The sequence below is a fragment of the Shewanella sp. MSW genome (assembly GCF_007636515.1).
GTDB classification, from domain to species: domain Bacteria; phylum Pseudomonadota; class Gammaproteobacteria; order Enterobacterales; family Shewanellaceae; genus Shewanella; species Shewanella indica.
Genome location: NZ_LVDR01000004.1, coordinates 30907 through 52129, shown reverse-complemented (window position 1 = coordinate 52129; position 21223 = coordinate 30907). Strand labels below are relative to the sequence as shown.

At 50.9% G+C, this 21223-nt stretch carries 16 protein-coding genes, 1 other RNA gene and 1 pseudogene; 11 read left to right on the top strand and 7 right to left on the bottom strand.

Annotated features, from left to right (window positions below):
* Positions 1-38: 38 nt before the first annotated feature.
* The 6 genes from AYI96_RS05065 to pspF form a co-directional block, all read right to left on the bottom strand.
* Positions 39-824: an ATP-binding cassette domain-containing protein gene (locus tag AYI96_RS05065; RefSeq protein ID WP_039033892.1), complete on the bottom strand. Its 786-nt coding sequence runs from the start codon at positions 822-824 to the stop codon at positions 39-41.
* Positions 805-1812 carry an oligopeptide/dipeptide ABC transporter ATP-binding protein gene (locus AYI96_RS05060; RefSeq protein WP_039033893.1) on the bottom strand — a complete coding sequence of 336 codons (1008 nt, stop codon included), beginning with the start codon at positions 1810-1812 and terminating at the stop codon, positions 805-807. Before AYI96_RS05060 ends, AYI96_RS05065 begins: the two co-directional genes overlap by 20 nt.
* 2 nt (positions 1813-1814) lie before the next feature.
* Positions 1815-2705 carry an ABC transporter permease subunit gene (locus AYI96_RS05055; RefSeq protein WP_039033894.1) on the bottom strand — a complete coding sequence of 297 codons (891 nt, stop codon included), beginning with the start codon at positions 2703-2705 and terminating at the stop codon, positions 1815-1817.
* Positions 2692-3723 carry an ABC transporter permease gene (locus AYI96_RS05050; protein ID WP_039033913.1) on the bottom strand — a complete coding sequence of 344 codons (1032 nt, stop codon included), beginning with the start codon at positions 3721-3723 and terminating at the stop codon, positions 2692-2694. The genes AYI96_RS05055 and AYI96_RS05050 overlap by 14 nt, the downstream gene beginning before the upstream one ends.
* Positions 3723-5327, bottom strand: coding sequence for an ABC transporter substrate-binding protein (locus AYI96_RS05045; protein ID WP_226683883.1), 1605 nt, complete (start codon positions 5325-5327; stop codon positions 3723-3725). The genes AYI96_RS05050 and AYI96_RS05045 overlap by 1 nt, the downstream gene beginning before the upstream one ends.
* Positions 5328-5553: 226 nt before the next feature.
* On the bottom strand, positions 5554-6633 hold the full coding sequence (gene pspF / locus AYI96_RS05040; RefSeq protein WP_144361120.1) for a phage shock protein operon transcriptional activator: 1080 nt from the start codon (positions 6631-6633) through the stop codon (positions 5554-5556).
* A gap of 179 nt (positions 6634-6812) precedes the next feature.
* On the opposite strand from pspF, the gene pspA reads away from it, so the two are divergent.
* From pspA to AYI96_RS05010, 6 genes are all read left to right on the top strand, one after another.
* Positions 6813-7496, top strand: coding sequence for a phage shock protein PspA (gene pspA / locus AYI96_RS05035; RefSeq protein ID WP_039033897.1), 684 nt, complete (start codon positions 6813-6815; stop codon positions 7494-7496).
* A gap of 20 nt (positions 7497-7516) precedes the next feature.
* Positions 7517-7750, top strand: coding sequence for an envelope stress response membrane protein PspB (gene pspB, locus AYI96_RS05030; RefSeq protein ID WP_025011223.1), 234 nt, complete (start codon positions 7517-7519; stop codon positions 7748-7750).
* A complete protein-coding gene (gene pspC / locus AYI96_RS05025; protein WP_039033898.1) occupies positions 7743-8132 on the top strand; it encodes an envelope stress response membrane protein PspC in 390 nt (129 codons plus the stop codon). The genes pspB and pspC overlap by 8 nt, the downstream gene beginning before the upstream one ends.
* A 54-nt stretch (positions 8133-8186) precedes the next feature.
* Positions 8187-9623 carry a YcjX family protein gene (locus tag AYI96_RS05020; protein ID WP_144361119.1) on the top strand — a complete coding sequence of 479 codons (1437 nt, stop codon included), beginning with the start codon at positions 8187-8189 and terminating at the stop codon, positions 9621-9623.
* 3 nt (positions 9624-9626) lie between these two features.
* Positions 9627-10760 carry a TIGR01620 family protein gene (locus tag AYI96_RS05015; RefSeq protein ID WP_144361118.1) on the top strand — a complete coding sequence of 378 codons (1134 nt, stop codon included), beginning with the start codon at positions 9627-9629 and terminating at the stop codon, positions 10758-10760.
* A 129-nt stretch (positions 10761-10889) separates the two neighbouring features.
* Positions 10890-12083, top strand: coding sequence for a trans-sulfuration enzyme family protein (locus tag AYI96_RS05010; protein ID WP_039033900.1), 1194 nt, complete (start codon positions 10890-10892; stop codon positions 12081-12083).
* A 48-nt stretch (positions 12084-12131) separates the two neighbouring features.
* On the opposite strand, the gene AYI96_RS05005 is transcribed toward AYI96_RS05010, so the two are convergent.
* On the bottom strand, positions 12132-13526 hold the full coding sequence (locus AYI96_RS05005) for a DASS family sodium-coupled anion symporter (protein ID WP_039033901.1): 1395 nt from the start codon (positions 13524-13526) through the stop codon (positions 12132-12134).
* A 378-nt stretch (positions 13527-13904) separates the two neighbouring features.
* Between AYI96_RS05005 and AYI96_RS05000 the strand changes: the two genes are divergently transcribed.
* From AYI96_RS05000 to AYI96_RS04985, 5 genes and pseudogenes are all read left to right on the top strand, one after another.
* Positions 13905-14213, top strand: coding sequence for a ComEA family DNA-binding protein (locus AYI96_RS05000; protein WP_039033902.1), 309 nt, complete (start codon positions 13905-13907; stop codon positions 14211-14213).
* Between the two features lie 143 nt (positions 14214-14356).
* Positions 14357-14453, top strand: an RNA gene (gene ffs / locus AYI96_RS04995) — signal recognition particle sRNA small type.
* Between the two features lie 71 nt (positions 14454-14524).
* Positions 14525-14704, top strand: a pseudogene (locus AYI96_RS20700) (DUF6538 domain-containing protein); the annotation flags it as partial.
* A gap of 138 nt (positions 14705-14842) precedes the next feature.
* Positions 14843-15781 carry a site-specific integrase gene (locus AYI96_RS04990; protein ID WP_144361117.1) on the top strand — a complete coding sequence of 313 codons (939 nt, stop codon included), beginning with the start codon at positions 14843-14845 and terminating at the stop codon, positions 15779-15781.
* An 841-nt stretch (positions 15782-16622) separates the two neighbouring features.
* A complete protein-coding gene (locus AYI96_RS04985; protein WP_144361116.1) occupies positions 16623-21044 on the top strand; it encodes an SslE/AcfD family lipoprotein zinc metalloprotease in 4422 nt (1473 codons plus the stop codon).
* Positions 21045-21223 lie beyond the last annotated feature (179 nt).

The following is a 21223-nucleotide window of genomic DNA, read 5'->3' as shown; positions in this document are numbered from 1 at the left end:
TGCCAACAGGGTAGTGGTTGGAGCAGTTTGACTTATTCTCAACGCTTGCGGGTCAATTGTGCCTGCTCCTGCAACAATCTTTGGGTGTATTCGTGTTGCGGATCATTGAACAGGGTCTCGGTGGCGGCCTTTTCCACCATTACGCCCTTGTGTAGCACCATGATCTTGTCGCTGACATGACGAATAACATTGAGATTGTGGGACACAAATATATAGGAAAGCCCCATCTCTTTTTGCAGCTTGAGCAGCAGGTTGAGGATCTGGGCCCGCACCGAGAGATCCAGGGCTGTCAGAGCTTCATCGGCGATAATGATCCTTGGGTTGAGCATCAAGGCTCTAGCCACCGCCACCCGCTGCTTCTGGCCTTCGGAAATCATGTGGGGGTAAAACTCCACATGTTCCGGCAGCAAGCCCACTTTACGTAAAGTCTCAACCACCTGCTCGCTACGGGCATGGGCCGACAGCCGGGTATTGAACCTCAGCGGCTCATTGAGCAGTTCCCCTATGGTTAGCCTTGGGTTGAGTGAGGTGTTGGGATCCTGGAATATCATCCGGATAAGTCTGCAGCGGTGTTTCAGATCATGGCTGTCGAGAGGCTCGCCATTGAACAGAATTTCTCCGCCGCTGCGATACTCGGCGCCGACCAAAATGCGGGCCAAAGTACTCTTGCCTGAGCCGGCTTCACCGGCAATAGCCAGGGTTTCGCCACTGTTGAGTTCGAAAGAAATGGGCGCCAAGGCCTCAGTATATTGGCGGCGAAAGCCCTTGTAACCGCTGAAATAGCGTTTGCTCAGGTCCGTGACTTTAAGCAAGGGAGTCGTCATCAATAGGCTCACTCTGGTAGGGGAAATGGCAGGCGTAGTATCTGTCTTTATGATGGCTCAGCTGCGGTTGCACCACACATTGTTTACGGGCTTCCGGACAGCGAGGCCCCAGGCGACAGCCTATCGGCAGATGTTGCAGCGCCGGTACCGAGCCCGGCAGAGTCGGCATCAGTGTTTTGTGGGCTGCAGGACCGGAGTAGTCCGGCATATTGTCCAACATCGCCTTGGTATAGGGATGATAAGGCTGTTCAAGTAGCTCTGCGGTAGGTCCGGATTCCATCACCTGGCCGCTGTAGAGCACTGTTAGCCGGTTACACCAGTTCGACAGTGTGTCCAACTCGTGGCTGATCAGCAAGATGGCGACGTTCTGCAACTGATTGAGCTGGGTCAACAGGCGGAATATCTGCGCCTGGGTACTGGGTTCCATCGAAGCCGTGGGTTCATCGGCAATTAACAGCTTGGGACGGTTGGCCAGCGCCATGGCGATCATCACTTTCTGGCATTCACCTTCGGAGAGCTCCCAGGCATAGCTGCCCAGCACCCGCCGCGGTTCCTTGACTCCCACCTTGTGCAGCCATTTCTGGGCAGTGAGGCGTCGCTCTTTACCGCGGCGAAAGAAAGGTATCTGCCTATTTAACGGCATGGCTTCAATCAATTGGCTGCCCACAGTGAGTGCCGGGTCAAAGCTGCCGGAGGGGTCCTGAAATATCATCGACATATCAGAGCCCATAAGGCTGCGCCGCTCCGACTGGGTCATCTCCATCAGGTTGCGGCCATCCCACATCATGCGATCGGCGGTGACAGTCCAGTTGGGGCCGGGGATCCCGAGAATGGCCCGTGCCATAAGAGAACGGCCCGAGCCGGATTCACCGACCAGACCATGGATTTCACCGGCATTGACCGTCAGGCTGACTTTTTCCAGCGCCTTGACTCGTCCCTGAGGCGTGTCCAGTTCTATGGTGAGATTTCGTATATCGAGTAACGGCATAATCAGTTTCTGATGGGCGCAAGCGCCGATCTCAGTCCATCGCCAACCAGGTTGACGGCCAACACACTCAACAGGATAGCGGCTCCCGGAATGGTCACAGTCCAGGGGGCGGTCAGCAGATTATCCAGTCCCTGGAATACCATGGCGCCCCATTCGGATTTGGGTGCCTGGGCGCCGAGGTTGAGAAATCCCAGCGCGGCGATATCCAAAATGGCCGCTGAAATTGCCAGCGTTGTTTGAATAATCACAGTCTCCCAGACATTGGGCATAATCACAAACCAGAATATCTGTAGACCGTTTGCGCCATCCAACTTGGCGGCGGTGACATACTCTTTTTGTAACTCTTCATGCACGGCCTGATGTATGGCGCGCACAAACTGAGGGGTGAGTGCAATCCCCACGGCCCAGAATACGTTCATCAGCCCGGGGCCCATTACCGCGACCACCAGAATAGCCATCAAGAGTGATGGAATCGACAGCAAGGCATCAAGTAGGTGCCCTAGGATACTGGACTTGAGGCCGCGCATCATCCCCGAGAATGAACCTATGATAAATCCGACCAGGAGCGCGGTGGCGACAATTGCCAGTGCCATGCCGAAGGTATAGCTGGTGCCGTGTAGCAGGCGGGAAAAGATATCCCGGCCGAGATCATCTGTACCGAGAAAGTGCTCAACCGTGCCGAGATCGTCCCAGGATGGCGGTAGTAACAGGGCATTGGGATCTTGAAAATCGGCCGGGTAGGGGGCCATCATGGGCCCGAACATTGTCAGGATCAGCAGACAGAGCACGCCCCAAAGCCCGGCAAGCGCAAAAGGATTGGCGGCAAAGGTACGCCAGAGCTTGAGGCTGGGGGATGGAATATCGTCTTCCTGATAAATCTTAATTTGAGGCATAGAGTTCCTTCCTGCTGAGCGGATTGGTGGCCGTGTGCAGCACTTCAATCAAAATGCTCAGAAAGATAATCAGCAGCGCCACCGCCAGTGTGCCGCCCTGGATCACAGTGTAATCCCGCTGATAGATACCAGATACCAGCCAGGAGCCTACCCCGGGCCAACTGAAGATCACTTCCACCACTATGGCATAACTGGCAAATGGCCCCAGCATAAGTCCCAAGTGTTTGAGCAGGGGGATCAAGGCGTTGGGCAGGGCGTGGCGCAATACGATTTTACTGGTTGGCAGGCCTCTTGCTTCGGCGGCGCGGATATAGGTCTGGTTCATCACATTCATCATCGCCGAGCGGGTAATACGTACCACCACGGTAAAGGGCAACACAGACAAGGTCAGCGCCGGCAGGATTATGTGCAAGGCGGCATCCTTAAAGGCGGATAAGCGATATTGCGAGTCGGACAGCAGGGTATCTATCAGCATAAAGCCAGTCACAGGCTTTATTTCATAGAGCAGGTTTATCTGCCCTGAAATTGGTAGCCAACCCAGCCTGACCCCGAACCAAAGTGATAGGGACAGCCCGAGCCAAAATACCGGAATCGAGTAACCTGTCAGTGTTACCGCCATGATGGCATTTTGGGTCAGTTTCTGTTTACTCAGCGAGGCCAGCACTCCGAGCGGTACCCCGAAGATGATGGCAAATAAACCGGATACAGTTGCCAGCTCGAAAGAGGCCGGCAGTACCGCCAACAGCTCTTCTGCTACCGGCCTTTGAGAGGTCACCGAAATACCGAGATCGCCACTGAGTCTCTGGGTTAAATACCCCATAAACTGGGCCAAAGAGCCGCCATCAAGATGATAATCGGCGATGATTTGCGCCTCCTGGGTATCACTCGGTGCCTGGATCCCGGTCAGGGCGTAAATGCGGTCAACCGGAAACAAACTGGTGGCATAGAAGAGTACACCAATCAGCAACAGAGAGGTGGCGACAAAGAGGTTGAGTCTGCGCAATAGGTAAGCAGCCATCATTCTTGATCCTTGGCGGGCGGCATTGGGGCATCTGCTGCCGCTTTATTGCTGTGGCCTATATTGGCAAAGGCGATGCCGCCAAAAGGCGTTAGGCTGGTTTCGGTTACACTGGCATTTTTTAGCGCCATACGTTTGGCATGTGCCAGGCTGACCAGCGGCATATCTTGTGCCAGAATCGCCTCGGCCTGGCGGTACAACAAACTGCGACTTTCTCTGTCTGTCACGCGTCTGGCCTGGTTGAGCAGGGCGTCAAATCTGGGGTTACACCAGCGGGAACGGTTGTTGTTGGAGGCGATGGAGCCACAACTGAGCAAGGGGGTGAAGAAGTTATCCGGATCGCTGTTGTCGGCGTTCCAGCCGATGAGTACCGAGTCATAGTCACTGCGTGCCAGTTTTTGGGTAAAGACACTCCAATCGTAGTTGACGATATTGACCTTGACACCTATGGTCGCCAAATCGGCCTGGATCAGCTCGGCGGTCTTCAGCGCATTGGGGTTGTAAATTCGTGCCACAGGCATAGCCCAGATATCCAGTTCCAGTTTCTCTATGCCGGCTGCGTCCAGCAGCGCCCTGGCTTTGTCCGGGGCATAGTCATAACTCTTGGCCGAGTCGGAATAAGCCCAGGAAGAGGGCGGCAGTATACCGGTTGCCTCGACGGCGGTGTCCTGATAAACGGCCCTTAGCAGGTTTTGCTTGTCGATGGCGTAAGCCAGCGCCCGTCTGACCCTGACATCGTTGAATGGCGGCTTTTGGGTATTGAAGGCCCAATAGGCCACGTTCATTCCGGGGCGACTCTCCAAAACCAGGTTGTCGTGCTGCTCAATCACCGGCAACTCACCGGCCTTGGGCAAGGCCGAGACGCTGCAATCGCCGGTGATCAGCTTGGCCAGGCGGGTGGTACTTCGCGGCGTGATATCGAACACCAACATTTCAGACTGCGGCATATTGCCCCAGTAACCTGGGTGGCGTCGATAACGGATATATTCATTCTTAACATACTGCACCAGCATAAAGGGGCCTGTCCCAACCGGCTGGTTATCCAATTGCTGCGGGCTGCCTTGGGCGAGAAGCTGATCGGCATATTCTTTGGAAAGGATCACCGCAAAGTCGGTGGCCAGGTTGGACAGGAATGAGGCATCGGGCTGGGTGAGTTCAAATCTGACTCTGTATTCGCTCAGTTTGCTGATGGATTTTATCAGCCCGGCAAAGCCTATACTTTGGAAAAAGGGGTAACCGCCTTGGGCCACGTCGTGGAAAGGGTGCTGTTTGTCTATGATGCGATTGAAACTGAATAGTACATCATCGGCGTTAAAAGGCCGACTGGGGTGAAAGTAGGGCTGCTCGTGAAACCGGGTACCCTGGCGCAACTCAAACTCATAACTGAGCCCATCTTCGCTTATTTGCCACTCGGTTGCCAGTGCCGGGGTGATATCGCCGTTCTCGGGATCATAATCCACCAAGCGACTGTAAATCTGGTGCGAGGTGGCATCGATAGTGGTTCCTGAGGTCACCAGCTGTGGGTTGAAGGACTCGGGATTGCCCTCGGAGCAGTATACCAGGCCGGAGGGCACTTTCTGTTGACCACAGCCGCCAAGCAGCATTGTCAGAGCCAGGCCGGTCAATATGCTCCCGGTCAGCTTCAGGCGCCGGCATGAGCGGAATAATCGCCCTGCCACAAGATCTCCGTAGAGCTTGCTCCTGGAGACTTGCGCTATTGCTTCAGAGCTTCGCCCGGGGCGTAACGTCAGCAGATTCATTGCAAAATCGTTAGTTATTCAGATGTTGACCGAACATTTTAGCAGTGCAGCCGTTACCTGGGCAATCGGCTTATGCCTTATCGAGCAAATTGTATTTTTTCAGTATGCCTCTGAGCTGATGGTAGCTAAGTCCCAGTAGTTCGGCGGTTTTCTTTTGATTGAACTGGCTGGCACTGAGCGCACGTTGAATCAGGTCGGTCTCGAAGTCTTCACAGCACTGTTTGAAGTCCACCGGGAACTGTATCTGGTTTGCCGAAGGTTCCGGGCTATCGTTTGTCGCTGCGGCGGCACTGCCGTTAAGGACTTCATTGTCAACTTCAGCGGTCACCAGCTGGCGACTATGGGTCTTGACCCGCTTGGTGGGCCGGTAGGGCGAGGCAAAAGGGTCGAGCACTATGTTCTCAATCGGTTCGGGGTTATGACCATGGCGATAGACGCTGCGCTCTATGGCGTTTTTCAGCTCCCGAATATTACCCGGCCAGCTGTGATCCATCATGGTCGCCACGGCTTCGGCGGCAAAACCGGTAAACAGCTCCAGCTTGAGCTGACGCGCCATCCCCACGGCAAAGTATTCGGCCAATGGCAGAATATCTTCCCGGCGGCAGCGCAGCGGCGGCAGGGTGATCACATCGAACGCCAAACGGTCGAGCAGATCGGCTCGAAACTCGCCGGCTTCCGCCAGACTGGGTAAGTCTTCATTGGCGGCGCAAATAAGTCGAACATCGGCATTGAGGGTTTTACTGCCGCCCACCCTTTCATATTCGCCATATTCAATGACCCGCAGCAGCTTCTCCTGAATGAGGCCGGACGTATTGGCCAGTTCATCGAGAAACAGGGTGCCGCCGTCGGCGCGCTCGAAGCGGCCTTCATGACGCCCCTTGGCGCCGGTAAATGCGCCGGACTCATGGCCAAACAGTTCACTTTCCAGTAGATTTTCACTCAGAGAGGAACAATTGAGTTTGATAAAACTCTGATCCCAGCGCTGGGAAAGATAGTGTAGACGTTCGGCGATCAGCTCTTTACCCGTCCCCCGCTCGCCTATGATAAGCACAGGTTTGGACAGAGGTGCGATTTGGGAAACGTGCTCCAACACCTCCAACAGGGCATTGGATTGACCGATAAGATTGTCTTGTTGATAGGGATTGGCCACGATAACAGTTAGTCTTAAACGCTAATAATTGGTGAAAATCATAATATGCGGGTAGGTTAAATAAATAAAGTAAAAGTTAAGTTTTATATTATGCCATTGATATTATTGATAAATTAAAAGTTGGCACGGGATCTGTATTACAAGAGTCGAGACCCACAATAAATGTAGAGGACAGGATTATGGGAATTTTCACACGTTTTGCCGACATCATTAATGCCAACATCAGTGCCTTGCTGGACAAGGCAGAAGATCCGGAAAAAATGGTGCGCCTGATCATTCAGGAAATGGAAGATACCCTGGTTGAAGTACGTTCTACTTCGGCTAAAGTATTGGCAGAGAAGAAAGAGTTACTCCGCCGTATTGGCAAAGTGCAACTTCAGGTGCAGGATTGGCAGGAAAAGGCCGAGCTGGCACTGACCAAGGACAGGGAAGATCTGGCCAAGGCCGCGCTGGTTGAAAAGCAAAAAGCCGCAGCGCTGGCGCAAACCCTGGAGCAAGAGCTCGAGGTAGTTGAAGAGCATATCGCCCGCCTGAAAGAGGAAGTGGGTCAACTGCAGGAAAAGCTGGCCGATGCCAAGGCTCGCCAGAAGACCATCATAATGCGCAAGCAAACCGCTTCTTCACGCCTGGAAGTGAAAAAGCAGCTGGATTCCAGCAAAATCGACAATGCCATGCTCAAGTTTGAACAGTATGAGCGTCGCATCGAAGGTCTGGAGGCTGAAGTTGAGTCCTATGATCTGGGTGGCAAGAAGTCCAGTCTGGAAGAGGAATTTGCGGCACTCAAGGCCGAAGATTCTGTCAGCGCCGAGCTGGAAGCCTTGAAGGCCAAGGTGAAAGGCGATAGCGCCAAAACCAAAAAATAATACAGACTCAGAGGTGATTTATGGATATGGACTTACTGCTGGCACCCCTGATTATCTTCATGATCTTTGTGGCGCCAATCTGGTTGATTCTGCATTACCGCAGTAAACGTCAGGTGAGCCAGGGGCTTACCGAGGCAGAGTTCAAACAGCTTAACGACTTGATAGACACAGCTGACAAGATGGGCCAAAGGATTGAAACACTGGAAGCCATCCTGGATGCCGAGTCCCCGGAATGGAGGCAACGTCATGACTGAATCAGGCAAGCGTACTCTTTACCGCATTCCCCAGCAAAGGAAGATAGCCGGGGTCTGTGCCGGGGTAGCCGAGTACTTTAATCTGGAACCTTGGTTGGTTCGGGTCGCTACGGTTTCAATCCTTTTACTCGGTGGCTATGGAATGGTGATTATCACCTATCTGGTGCTGTGGATGATACTGGATGTCAAACCTTGGACAGCCAAAGACACCCATAAGGACATTGGGGTCAAGAAAAAGGTCTGGCAAGCCGGGGAACCCGCCGGGCAAGCGCTCAGAGATGTAAGCAATCGCTTTCAATCGCTGGAGCATAGGCTCAGGGCACTCGAACAACATGTCACCTCTGAGCAATTCGAGTTGAAAAGACAGTTCAACAACCTATAAATCCTTGTTCAAGGGGCGGTGCTTACCGCCCCGTTTGTTTGTATCAGGAGAATTATGGCAAGCGTCAGGCAAGAGTTCGGCAAACTCAAACACAAAACTCGTGAGTTGGCACAGCGCACCACAGACAGGCATCTTAGGTTGGCGGTTACCGGCCTTTCCGGCGCCGGCAAGACGGCCTTCATTACCGCGCTGGTGGATAGACTGTTGCGCGCAGGCACCGAGCCTGATGGCAGGGGCTTACCCCTATTTCAGGTGTGCCGCGACGGACGGTTACTCGGGGTAAGGCGGGAGCTGCAGCCGGATTTGACCATAGCCAGTTTTGATTTTGATGCGGCGATTGCCAGTTTGACCGCGGCCAGGCCCAGTTGGCCGGCATCGACCCGCAGCATCAGTGAGCTGCGGCTGACGCTCAAATATGTGCCTACCAAAGGGATGTTGGCAAAATTGGCCGACAGCGCCAAGCTGCATCTGGACATAGTCGATTATCCCGGGGAGTGGTTGCTGGATTTGCCCATGTTGAGCCAGGACTTTAACCGCTGGTCTGAAACCCGCTTTGCCCGGCAATCAACCCTGGAATCCTCGCCTCTTTACCCTAAATTTGCTGCAGCGCTGGCGACGCTGGATTTGTACGCCGATGCCGACGATCAGGCGCTGGCCGCCATTGCCGAAAGTTATCGGTTACTACTGCTGGATCTGGTGCATCAACAGGGGTTTTATCAGGCACAGCCGGGGCGAATGTTGCTGCCCGGAGAGCTGGCCGGTACGCCACTTTTGGCCTTTTTTCCCCTGTTACCCGAGCAACTCAAAGACAAGCAGCAACTGGCATCGGCCGGACGTCGCAGTAATTATCAGGTGCTCAAGCACAGATATCAGCAATATCTGGCCAAGGTGGTCAAGCCCTTCTATCAGGAGTATTTTGCCGGTTTCGACCGTCAGTTAATTCTGGTGGATTGCTTCAGCGCCCTTAATCGTGGCAAGGCGCAGTTTGAAGATATGGCCGAAGCTCTCAATGCCATCAGTGCCAGCTTCCAGTATGGGCAGTCCAATTTGCTGCGACGTTTGTTTGCTCCCCGAATAGATACCCTGCTGTTTGCTGCCAGTAAAGTCGATCAGGTGACCCGGGATCAGCAGGGCAATGTGTTGTCACTGCTCAGCGCTATGTTGGCACCCAGTCGGCAACAGGCCGGATTTGCCGGCAGTCGGGTTGAAACCATGGCCATCAGCGCCATCAAGGCGACTCGTCACGGTATGGTCAAAGATGCCGATGGCGTGGAGGTGGAAGTGGTCTGTGGCCGGCGCATGAGCGATGGACAGAAGGTGACCCTGTATCCGGGCGAGGTGCCCAGAGCCTTGCCTGAAAAAGCGTTCTGGCAAAGGCAGGGATTTCATTTCTGTGAGTTTGCGCCGCCCGACAGTCAACCGGAACAAGGCTATGAACATATCCGGCTCGATCACCTGCTGGAGTTTCTTTTGGGCGACAAGTTGAGGTAAGTCGTGGCAAAACACAGTTCAGAAAAGCGTGTTGATAATGCTGCCGACAACGGCAGTCACGCTGATGAGGCGCAAACCACAGAGTTGGCGCCACAGAGAATTTTCAGTCATCAGCCGGAATCCGCCGCCGAATTGGCCGCGGCCAAGGATTTCCAAGGCGATGACTTTGTTGAATACCCCACAGAAGCCGAACTGGAACAAGTGCTGAGTGCACAGCCCAAGGCGGATGAACTCATCTCCCTCAAGCCCAAACGCTGGTCCTGGTTGGCGCGTTTGGCCCTGTTGGGCGTGATGGCGGCAGTGGTGCTGCAGACACTGCTGGGTCTTATCGATGCCTGGCGCGACAGCCCTTGGCTGTTTGGTTTTTACAGCCTGGTGCTCGCTTTGGTGCTGGCCTGGGTAGGCAAGCTTTGTTTCGGGGAATGGCGCAAACTCAAACGCCTGCGCCAGGTGGAAGATACCCAGCAAACCGGGCAACGCCTGCTCGGCAGTATGCAGATGGGCGAAGCGCGCGATTTTATCTATGGTATTTGCAAGCAGATGCCCAAGGGGCCGGAGCAGGACAGGCTGCAGTCGCTGCTGAATCCGGAGCAGAATGACGCCGAGCAGTTGCAGCTGTTTGATCAGGTAGTGCTGACCGAGCGTGACAAGGTTGGCATGAAGCTGGTGCGCCGTTATGCGGCCGAATCGGCCCTATTGCTGGCGGCCAGCCCGCTGGCGGTACTGGATATGGCGCTGATCCTCTGGCGTAATCAGAAGATGATCCAGGATATTGCCCGCTGTTATGGGGTTGAACTGGGTTATTGGAGCCGTATTCGGCTGATCCGCGGGATCCTGGTCAATATTCTCTATGCCGGCACCACAGAGCTTGCCACCGACTTGGGTACCCAATTGCTGTCGGTAGAGATGTCCGGCAAGCTTTCGGCGCGGCTCGGTCAGGGACTGGGGGGCGGTTTGTTGACGGCGAGACTTGGCTATCAGGCGATGGCGCTTTGTCGGCCGCTGGCATTTTCCAGTGCCAGCAAGCCCAAACTGTCGCGGATCCATAAAGAACTGCTGTTGGAGCTAAAGGATTTTTCCGCTTCTGTGCTGGTGAGGAAACCCGAACGTAACAAAGATTTTACAACCAAGGAGTAATGATTTTTGCTTGCCGATTTGGGCAAGTCTTGCTGACTCAGTATGTTGGTGACAGGACAACTGAATCATCCCGGGCGATAAGCCGAATAACAATATAAGGGATGGTCGGACTGACATGGGGAGTTAAGCATGCAACACAAGCAGCCAAAAGCACTGCACTCAGCCACACTGGCTATTCATGGCGGCCACTCTGGCGAGCCTTCCGGGGCACTGGTATCGCCTTTATATCAGAGTGCCACCTTCTGTTTTGATACCGCCCAAAGCGGTGGTCGCCGCTTTGCCGGTGAAGAAGAGGGCTATATCTACACCCGCTTGGGTAACCCGACGGTTGCCGAGCTTGAGCGGCGTTTGGCGTTGCTTGAAGGCGCTGAAGCAGCAGCTGCTGCCGCGTCCGGCATGGGGGCGGTATCGGCGGCCTTGCTGGGATACTTGAGCTGTGGCGATCATCTGCTGGCTTCCTCGGCCGTCTATGGCTGTACTTTTTCTTTGATGACAGAGCAGTTTGCCCGCTTCGGTATTGAGGTTTCTCTGGTGGACTTTTCCGATCTCGCGGCGGTCGAGGCGGCTATTCGTCCCAACACTCGGGTGATTTTCTGTGAAACCCCGGTGAACCCGCATCTGGCCGTATATGATCTCTGTGCCATAGCCGCTATTGCCAAGCGCCATCAACTGACCAGCATAGTGGACAACACCTTTATGACCCCGCTGTTGCAGCAGCCTCTGCAGTTGGGGATTGATCTTGTGGTTCACAGCGCCACCAAGTATCTCAATGGCCATGGCGATGTTATTGCCGGTATCATCTGTGGTTCGCAAGCGGCGATAACGGCCATCAAGCAACAACAGCTAAAAGATATTGGTGCCGTGCTATCGCCTTTCGATGCCTGGTTGATTTTGCGAGGCCTGAAAACCCTCTCGGTGCGACTCGAACGTCATTGCGATAATGCCGAGCGCTTGGCGCAGTATCTCGAATCCCATCAAGCCGTGGCCAAAGTACATTATCCCGGGTTGGTTTCCCATCCGGGCCATCAGTTTATCGGCTCGCAGATGCGTAGGGCCGGTGGGGTGTTGGCGTTTGAGCTTAAGGCCGATTTGGAGCAGTCCATGGCCTTTGTCAATCGACTGAGACTGTTCAAAATTGCTGTGAGTCTGGGGGATTGTGAGTCACTTATTCAGCATCCGGCGTCCATGACCCATTCACCCTATACCCAGGAGGCGCGTATTAAAGCCGGTATAGGTGACAGTCTGCTGCGAATTTCGGCCGGGCTTGAGGATGTGGATGACCTGATAGCTGATCTGGAGCAGGCACTGACAGTGATCAGTTAAAAGAGACAAGGCGAGCATGGCTCGCCTTGTTTTTCGGGCTTTAGAGAATCAAATGCCCCAGAAGGTGTGGGCTATGATATAGAGCACCAACATACTGATGAAGTTGATGATAACACCGACTCGCATCATTTCAGATTGCTTTATGTAGCCTGAGCCATAGACTATGGCGTTGGGGGGCGTGGCCACCGGCAGCATAAAGGCGCAGGATGCCGAAATACCTATGAGCACTGACAGCATTACGGGCGATAGCCCCAATGCTTCGGCTATGGCAGCAAACACAGGTACCAGCAGAGCGGCACTGGCGGTGTTACTGGCAAACTCGGTCAGCATCACCACAAAGAAAATGACCGCGAACACGAACAGCGACATATGGGTACTGCCGAAGATGTCTGTCATCCAGTGTGCCAGGAAGACGCTGGTACCCGTGGTTTTCAGTACGGCGCTCAGGGTTAGACCGCCGCCAAACAGTATCAGTACACCCCAGTCGGTGGTTTTTTCTATCTTCTTCCAACCAACCAAGCCAAGTCCTGCCAGCAAAACCACTGCAGAAAGCGCGACTATGGTATCAAACTGGCTGATACCACCGAGCGCCTCTGATAAGGGCTTACTGAAGATCCAGCAGCAAACTGTGGCCAGGAAAATAAGCAGAGTCAGTTTTCCCTGAAAACTCAGTTTCTGATCTTCGATATCCAGTTTACATTCCACCGATAAGTCCGGTTTGAAATACAGATAGAGGGCGATCAGCATGGTTGGCAACATCAAAGCCACGGTCAAGAGGCCAAACTCCAGCCAGTCGCTGAAGCTCAAGCCGGCTTGGGCGGCGGCGATGGCGTTTGGCGGACTGCCCACCAGAGTACCTATGCCACCAATGTTGGCCGAATAAGCGATACCCAGCAACATAAAGACATAGGTGTTGTGCTGGCTCTCTCTATCCAGTTGCTGCAAAATTCCCAACGCCAGAGGCAACATCATGGCTGCGGTGGCTGTGTTGCTGATCCACATAGACAGCAACGCGGTTACCCCGAACAGCATCATACAGGCGATACTGAGTTTACCCTTGGAAGCCAGTAACACCTTTTGGGCGATAAGGGTATCGATTTTTTGATGGTGCAGGGCTGCAGCCAATACAAAACCACCAAAAAACAAATAGATAATTGGATTAGCAAAGTTGCTCATGGCAGCTTTGGTTTCAAACACACCGAAAAATACCGCCAGAACCGGAATGAGTATCGCCGTGATACTCAGATGAATGGCTTCAGTAAGCCAGAGCACAGCGGCAAATACCAAGATAGACAGACCGGTATTTACCCCGGGTTCAAAAGGTAAAAAATTGTGCAATAGAAAAAGCAGCAAGATATCTGCGGCCAAAATCAACATGTTACGTTGTTGGGTGCTCTTCTCTGTCTGCGAAGGGGGTAAGCTTTCCGTTTGTTCTAAAGACATTGTTAACTTCCTCGTCTTGTTTTTATGGCAAGCAATTTAGGGTATAGCTCACATTTGGCAAAGGGCTTTATTGGGTAACTTAACCACCTTGCCTAATACATTTGTATGAGGAATCTATCACGAAATTGGTAAATTGGAGAGCTGGATCACTTAAATTTGTCGCCTTTGGGCGTTTTTTTGTTTCAAACGGTTAGCTAAGAGGCGTTGCCTTTATATTACTGAAAGAGAATGAAAGTTTGAAACGGTGATCTGTGTCACATTAGGCTGTTGTACTAATGTCTAGTTGCAATAATTTGGCAATATCCGTGCGCTGGTCTACATTTCTTTTAGGCCAAGGAAAGGGATCTCGGCCTCAATGACCATGACAAGGAGTCTTCAATGAAAACACCATTCTATGCTTTATTACTTGCAACCAGTCTGAGTTTCCCCCTGTACGCCGGAGAGCCCACTAAAGACAAAACTTCACAAACGTCACCAGCCGGACAAGCACAGGTTCACCAAATCAATATTAATACTGCCTCGGAATCTGAGTTGCAGCTACTGAAAGGGATAGGAGAGGCCAAGGCCAAAGCGATTGTGGAATATCGCAGCAGCCAAGGAAAATTCAAATCCATTGATGAGTTGGCTCAGGTAAAGGGGATTGGGCCTAAACTGGTCGAACAGAATAAACATCTATTGGTACTTTGACCATAAGAGAAACACAAGCTTTTGTTTATCTTATGTTCACTTAAAAGCAATCGCGGCCAAACGGAGGTTATTTCCCTTGATCCAGACGAGGGCATGATGGATAATCCACGGCGTTGCAGCAAGGCTGCAAATCTGTGGTGACCCCAGGGTCCCCCCGCAATGATAACTTGTGAACCCGGCCAGGCCCGGAAGGGAGCAACCGTAGCAAGTGACTCATGTGCCGGGGTGTGGCTCTGGGGGAACCTCCAATTCCAAACCTTTTCAAATGGTTAGCTTGAGATAAACCTTGGTGGTACACAAGGTGGTCCACTTTGAGCTCGGCCAGAACATCATCCAGTCCTTATCTCTTCCAGTCCCGGCATGGTATTTGGTATGCCCGTGTAGTCGTTCCTGAAGACCGTAGAGATGCCATAGGGAAACGTGAACTCCGCAAGACACTTGCCACTAAAGACAAGCGCGAGGCTGTCCTGAGGTCTTGGGATGTGCTCAAGGCTCTGCATGCCTTGGCTAAAGGCAATGCATCGGCGACACAATCCCCGTCAGCCAGCTTGGAGTCTTCTCAAGGTCGTGCTGTGGTATCGGCTCCAGTCCCTCCAGAGATTCCCCCCGTATCCCCCCAGTTACCTAAGTTGAGCCAGATAGCGGATGAATACAGCCGGGAAAAGGTCTTGGGTGGTGCATGGTCGAAACATACTGAGAGCGTCAACCGCAAGACATTCAGAGACATGATTGCCTTGCTGGGCGACCTTAGGATTGACCAGTTCACCAAGGAGCTGGCTCAGAGGTATAAGCAGCACTACAGTGCCAAGACTGACCTGTCTGTCGCGACAATCAACAAGTACCTGACTCGGGTCACCGCCTTGTTACAGTGGGCCTCAGCTCACTATGTGACACCTGTTCACTATGGAACACCTAATCCCATGGCAGGAATGAGCATTCGTGTGTCGGCAAAGGTGAAGGTGTCTAAAGAGCGGGAGGCGCTGACTCCATTCCAAATCAAGCAGCTATTTCAAGCACTGCCCATAGGTAACGCTAAAAGGTACGCCTACAGGTACTGGGTGCCTCGGCTTGCGGCGTACACTGGGGCCAGAGTCGGGGAGTTGGCTCAGTTGTATCTGGATGATTTCACGGTAATTGATGGTCATCCGTGCATCCTTATCCGAGCCAGTCACCCAGACCAATCAATTAAGACCTCAAGCAGCGAGCGGGCCATCCCCATTCACCCTAAGCTGATAGCTCTGGGCTTCCTGCATTTTGTTGAGAGACAGCGAAGCCTAGGTCATCAGCGCCTGTTCCCTGAGTTGCCTAAACAGGAGGCTCGGGGTTACTCCCATGCTGTTTCTAAGTGGTTCCACAACTTCAAAAGGAAACTGGACTGGGGAGAGCGAGAGACCTTGCACGGTATACGCCATGCGGTGGCAACCCAGTTGAAGCGCAAGGAGTTTAGCTCTGATTTGGTCGCCGGGTTATTGGGGCATCCCCATGGCTCAATTACCTTCGACCGCTACGGGAAGGAGTACAAGGTAAACAACCTGCTCAGAGTGGTTGAGGCTCTGGATTGGGAGTAGCGCTTAGTGTCATTCAATAGCTTGGCAGTTGATAAAGCTAAATAGTTGATAGCAAAAGGTGTATGCCTTACGTCTAATGGCGATTAGTTAAGACAGAACGCTTGACGATCTAATTGAAAGGATCAAAATCGGAAGACCTTATGTCATCGGATTTTTTGTATAGAGAAAATGCCGTTCACACTAAGTGAACGGCATTACGCATCGTTGCGGACTTTTTTGTTTCTAAACCTCACTCAGTCGGTAGTGGTTGCTCTTTGATGAAGGTGGCAAGTATTGGATAACACAGGTGCGTAAAGAGAACCCTTTATTCGCCACAAGGTAAGAGGTAATTGGAGGGGATAAACGTGGGGTATTATATTTGTTGTAAACCACTTTTCCGATGTTGCGTCTTTAACAAATGCATGTGCGATTGTGACAATAAGTACGATTCTACAACTGAAGTCTAGTCAAAAATCGGATGTGCGGTAAAGAAGTTATCGACATGGCCAAATAGTTTTATTAAATTACGCGCGCCTGGTTTTCTGCGATAGTTTTTGGGTCAAAATTTCTGTTCGCAGAGCCAGTTAGAGCTCGGGTTAACTGATGAGTTAATATAATTTATCACTAAGCCAAAAGGCGACTGCTATCAAACGTTTTGCGTCTTGAGGTTGGTTGGCTTTGAATATGTTTCGATAAAGTTGGTTTAACTGTTTTTTATGGGTTTTAAATAGGTCGTCAATATTTGTTACTGTTCAATAACAAGGTTTTCTTGCCAAGAGGTAAATGAAGCTTGTTGTTTCAGTAAGCCTTATTTTAATGCAAGGCGAGCGAGTACTTTGTCAATAATCTCTAGAGAAACTAAATGAAGAAAAGTATTATTTCTATAATGGTTTTATCTGCGATGCTGGCAGGATGCAATAATGATGATTCATTGGGTGAGGTGCCACCTACGGAGGTTATTCCTCCGACAGATGTGGTTCCACCTACAGAGATCATTCCACCAATAACTTATATAGGTCAGCTCCAATCATCAGGACAACTCATTAAAGGTGAAGTGGACTGTAATGGGCAGCGAGTTATTGATGGTAGATTCGAAGTCCTTCAAGGGATTTCCTTTGACTGTCGTGTGGGCAATGTTGTTCTTGGTGAATTTACCGCTCCATTTCCGAATGAGACTCGTGATCAGATCCAAAATGGCAAGATAGAAACCTCTTTTGAACTGACTCGCCTGCACGGTAAGCGGGTCACTGAAGTCTTACAATCAATCGATGCTTGCGAGAATGAAGATGCAATCTGTTTAACAGAGATTGATTCATTTGATATCGAAGAAGTGTTTAGTCAAGGTCTAAGTGATGAAGTCATTGATGCCTACTTTGCCTCGAAAGAGGAGGCGGCCACGGACCAAGTCGGTAAGGCGCCAAGCTCTCACGTTGATAACAAAGTGACACCAGCGGTTGACGCAGATGCTGATAGCGATCTGAATGCAAAGTTTGTATCTGCTAATGCTGAGTCGAGCTACGCTTATAAACCAACTGCAGAAGGCAAAGTTCTTACCCGCAGTAAGCTGACGGATATAAATGGTCAACCTCTTGTTGGTGTAAGTTATTTCTCCGCAAACTCTATAGGTTTAACGGATGATAATGGTGAGTTTGAATACCTTTGGGGTGATACCTTAACCTTTGGTATTGACACTTTTGAATTTGGTAAGGTTGTCGGTAATAAAGTAGACTATAAGCTAACCGATGTAACGGATAATGATGTCACGAAAGCCAATATTCAGGCACTCATTGAGCGTTATGCTGTAAACTTGAATGGTAAGTTTGAAATTACCAAAGAGATCAGGGATACGTTTGCAATGTATCCAAACGTAATTAATGAGCTTATCAACCTTTCACTGCCAAATGGCGGAAAGCTTGAGGGTTCTGACTTTAATTTGCCTAATGAGTTCGAAGAACAGTTCAGTAAAGGTTTGACTGCCGGTATAGATCAAGAATTACGTCAGCCGATGGCATTCAGTTATTCGCAATCTCAACCACAGGTTTTTTCGTTAGATAATAGTAAATACGTAACTGAATCATTAAACGCCATTTTTCGCGATGTAAATACATTCCATGTATTTAATGATAACGGCAGTTTTTACGGTGCAACCGGCTATACTCGCGGCATGCGGGCATTGAATCTTTCCAATCGCGCGTTTCCGGTGATGATGCCGCGCTCTGATATAAACCGTGAACTTGATTTTGGTGAACCACAAGCGTGGACCCGCGAGGGGCGCCCTTATATCGCGACTTGGCCGGGTATTGATATGCCTGCGATTCCAACAGTGAGTAAAGACAACGCAACCTTTGGCTTCCCATTTGTTACAGCAGGTGAGATTGGCCAAGGTAAGATTGTGATGATGGGAAATGGATTGTACCCAAGCATTCTTTCATGCCCGGACAATTATTGGAATAACCGTTCTGTTAAGATCGACAGTTCGGCTAAGAGCTGTACTTCCACTAAGGTTGAAAACCCAAAGCATGATGACCATGGCAGTATGAAGCAGTTCTTTGTTAACTTGTTCCAGTGGTTTAATAATAATAACCCAACACAAGGTATCGCTATTGGTACTAACATAGATAAAGCATATTTTGCTCATGCCAATAGTGGCTTAGGGATGCAATATGACTTTTTTGTTAGTCCTGATTTCGGTTTTGGTGAGCTTACTCAACTGAGTAAAGGTAGCTTTAACAATATTTCAGCCAAAGCCACCCCGATTTTGATTTTGCAGGCATATCCACCAAAACTGATCCAAGATGGGATGACAAATCAGTTCGTGGCAGATTTGGATAATCCGAACCTGACTCAAAGTGATGTTACGGCACTAATCAAGTATGTGAATGACGGCGGTAATATCTTGTTTATGGATGCCATTCAAACCGCAAACCCAGAGCCGATTGGCCGATTGGCCGATGCGGCGGGTATCTCTGTCGGCGGCCAAAATGTGACCCCGACAAATCAAGCATTTTGTGGCAGTTCTTATTATTGTCAGGAAGCCTATCCAAACCTGCATGTAAAAGGTGGTTCCGAGATGGTGGTTTTGGAGCGCTTTCAAGACCATGAGGGTAAGCAGCCATTTACTGTCAATCAGGATGGCACTGTCGAGTGGCTCAAAGATGAAACCAAGATCAAATTTGAGATCCCGACCTACGAGGTACCTAAGTTAAATGCCGACGGTAATCCAGAGTTTGATCCGCAGGGCAACCCTGTAATGTTGAAAAAACATGCTCGTATCTTTGTCAATACAGCTGAAGAACGTGAAGCGGCAATCGCAGAGCTTCAAGCTGCCTTTGAAGGCACGCCTGTGTGTAACAATGCCTACGAGTATGAGTTTAACTGTATTGAAACTCGTTCCGGGCATGGTTACACAGTTCGTGGTGCCTATCACCGGCCGGATTTTGACCGTTATGAAGTGAGTAAAGATGTTGTCGAAAGTATGGTGAAAGCCGCAAACCTGGGCGCGAACTTTACCGCATTATACAAGCATGAGCTTTACTACCGCACCAAAGGCAAACAAGGTAGTCGTTTATCAGCGACCGAGCTGAATCAAACTTACGATAATCTGGCGATTTGGATGTGGAATGACAACCCTTACCGTTATGAGACAGAAATTCAAGATGAACTGGGCTTTAAACAAGCGGTGCAGTTCCTGAACTGTTACACGGACGATAAGCATCAAGCTGATACCCAGGAAGCCAAATGTCCGCTGGATTTGAAAGCCTCCCTGGTCAGTAACGGCATGATCTATGGTGCTGGTGACCTCGAAGGTCAAATGAATCCCAGTTATCCATTGAACTATATGGAAAAACCATTAACCCGAATCATGTTGGGACGTTCATTCTGGGATCATGACATTGTTGTCGATACCACTCAATATCCGGGACGCACCCCCGGGGTGGTGTCTAACGGCACAGCTCACATTCAAACGGATGGTAAAGCTGTCACCTACTCTGCAAGTAATAATCAATCCACAGGTTACTGGGCTCCTCAACTGCAAGAGGTGACCATTACCGGGGGAGTGGAAGCGACCATTACTGTCATGATGGCAGATGATCTAACGGGTAGGCCAAACCATGAGTTGGGTTTAAAGCGTCCACCACGGATGCAAACCAGCTACGACTATAATGGTGTACGTAAGTCCTTTAAAACGCCTTATGGTGGTTTGATTTATATTCAGCCCAAAGAGCAGGGGCTAGGCGAAGTTACCTTTAACCTGGAAGGAGTAGAAACCGCAGCATGGTGGAAGGAGGGGCAATGGATACACAGCTTGGAGTCCGCAACGGCACCTATTGCTGAAATTGATACCGGGTCATTTATTTACACTACGCCGGTACAGAATGTGCAGTTGATGAATGTCGATAAATTCGCTGCGGATATGAACCGTTTTGCTGAGGCAGCAAGCGATTTCTATGGTCGTGATGAAAGAACTGATGAAGGCCGGCATCGCCGCTTTACCTACACAGATCTGAAAGAGTTCCGTCATCGCTTTGTTAACGATGTGCAGATCTCCATTGGTGCTGCGCACTCGGGTTACCCTGTGATGAACTCTGGCTTTAACGCCGATGCCACTAGTGTTCCAACCAATGCCATAAATGATTGGTTGCTGTGGCATGAAGTGGGGCACAACCTAGCTTCTGCTCCTTTTAATGCTCCCGGCAGTACAGAAGTTACCAATAACCTGTTGGCGTTGTATATGCAGGAGCTTGAGGGCCGTAATGACAATCCTCGAATGGATCGTATAGCGGCTGATATCCAAAAAGCGCCATTGTGGCTTGATGGCAATGCCGGTCATGCCTGGTCCCATGGTGATGCGGGGATGCGTTTGGTGATGTTCGGTCAACTTAAACTTTGGGCCAAAGCACACTTTAAAATTGATGACTGGTACTCAGATTCGGAGGATAAACCATCCATCTATGGTGCAGATGAAGGTTGGAATATGTTCAAGTTGATGCATCGTAAGGCTCGTGGCGACGTGCAAGGTGATAATGGCGGTATAAACTACTGTAGTTCACAGGCAACGGGCTTATCTAACGGTGATCTTATGATGGTATGCAGCTCATACGTGTCCGGTTACGACTTACGTGACTTCTTTACCACTTGGAATGTTGGTGAAACTTCTATGACCAACCCGGATGGGAGCAAAGTGTACAGTGGTGGGATCAGCCATAAAGGTCTTAGTACACTAGACCAACTCAAGTTGAGCAAGCCAACAAAGGATCCGCTGGCAGTTAACTCCCTCAATTAGGATATTTAATTGATTAACGATAAATCCCTCAACCTAGGTTGGGGGATTTTTATGCATTTTGATTACCTGAGGTGAACCAATCAAAATAGCGCAACGGAGTGCTGAGTGGCGGTTGCTGGTGCCGAATAGACAGATGCCGGCAGGTTACTGATTAACGTCACGACTTCTAACGGATTAAT

Coding starts and splice junctions, on each gene's coding strand:
- AYI96_RS05005 (WP_039033901.1), bottom strand. CDS start 13,526: ATGTCTTTAGAACAAACGGAAAGCTTACCCCCTTCGCAGACAGAGAAG.
- AYI96_RS05020 (WP_144361119.1), top strand. CDS start 8,187: ATGGCAAGCGTCAGGCAAGAGTTCGGCAAACTCAAACACAAAACTCGT.
- pspA (WP_039033897.1), top strand. CDS start 6,813: ATGGGAATTTTCACACGTTTTGCCGACATCATTAATGCCAACATCAGT.
- AYI96_RS05010 (WP_039033900.1), top strand. CDS start 10,890: ATGCAACACAAGCAGCCAAAAGCACTGCACTCAGCCACACTGGCTATT.
- pspC (WP_039033898.1), top strand. CDS start 7,743: ATGACTGAATCAGGCAAGCGTACTCTTTACCGCATTCCCCAGCAAAGG.
- AYI96_RS05055 (WP_039033894.1), bottom strand. CDS start 2,705: ATGCCTCAAATTAAGATTTATCAGGAAGACGATATTCCATCCCCCAGC.
- AYI96_RS05050 (WP_039033913.1), bottom strand. CDS start 3,723: ATGGCTGCTTACCTATTGCGCAGACTCAACCTCTTTGTCGCCACCTCT.
- AYI96_RS04985 (WP_144361116.1), top strand. CDS start 16,623: ATGAAGAAAAGTATTATTTCTATAATGGTTTTATCTGCGATGCTGGCA.
- AYI96_RS05000 (WP_039033902.1), top strand. CDS start 13,905: ATGAAAACACCATTCTATGCTTTATTACTTGCAACCAGTCTGAGTTTC.
- AYI96_RS05065 (WP_039033892.1), bottom strand. CDS start 824: ATGACGACTCCCTTGCTTAAAGTCACGGACCTGAGCAAACGCTATTTC.
- pspB (WP_025011223.1), top strand. CDS start 7,517: ATGGATATGGACTTACTGCTGGCACCCCTGATTATCTTCATGATCTTT.
- AYI96_RS05045 (WP_226683883.1), bottom strand. CDS start 5,327: ATGCTGCTTGGCGGCTGTGGTCAACAGAAAGTGCCCTCCGGCCTGGTA.
- AYI96_RS05060 (WP_039033893.1), bottom strand. CDS start 1,812: ATGCCGTTACTCGATATACGAAATCTCACCATAGAACTGGACACGCCT.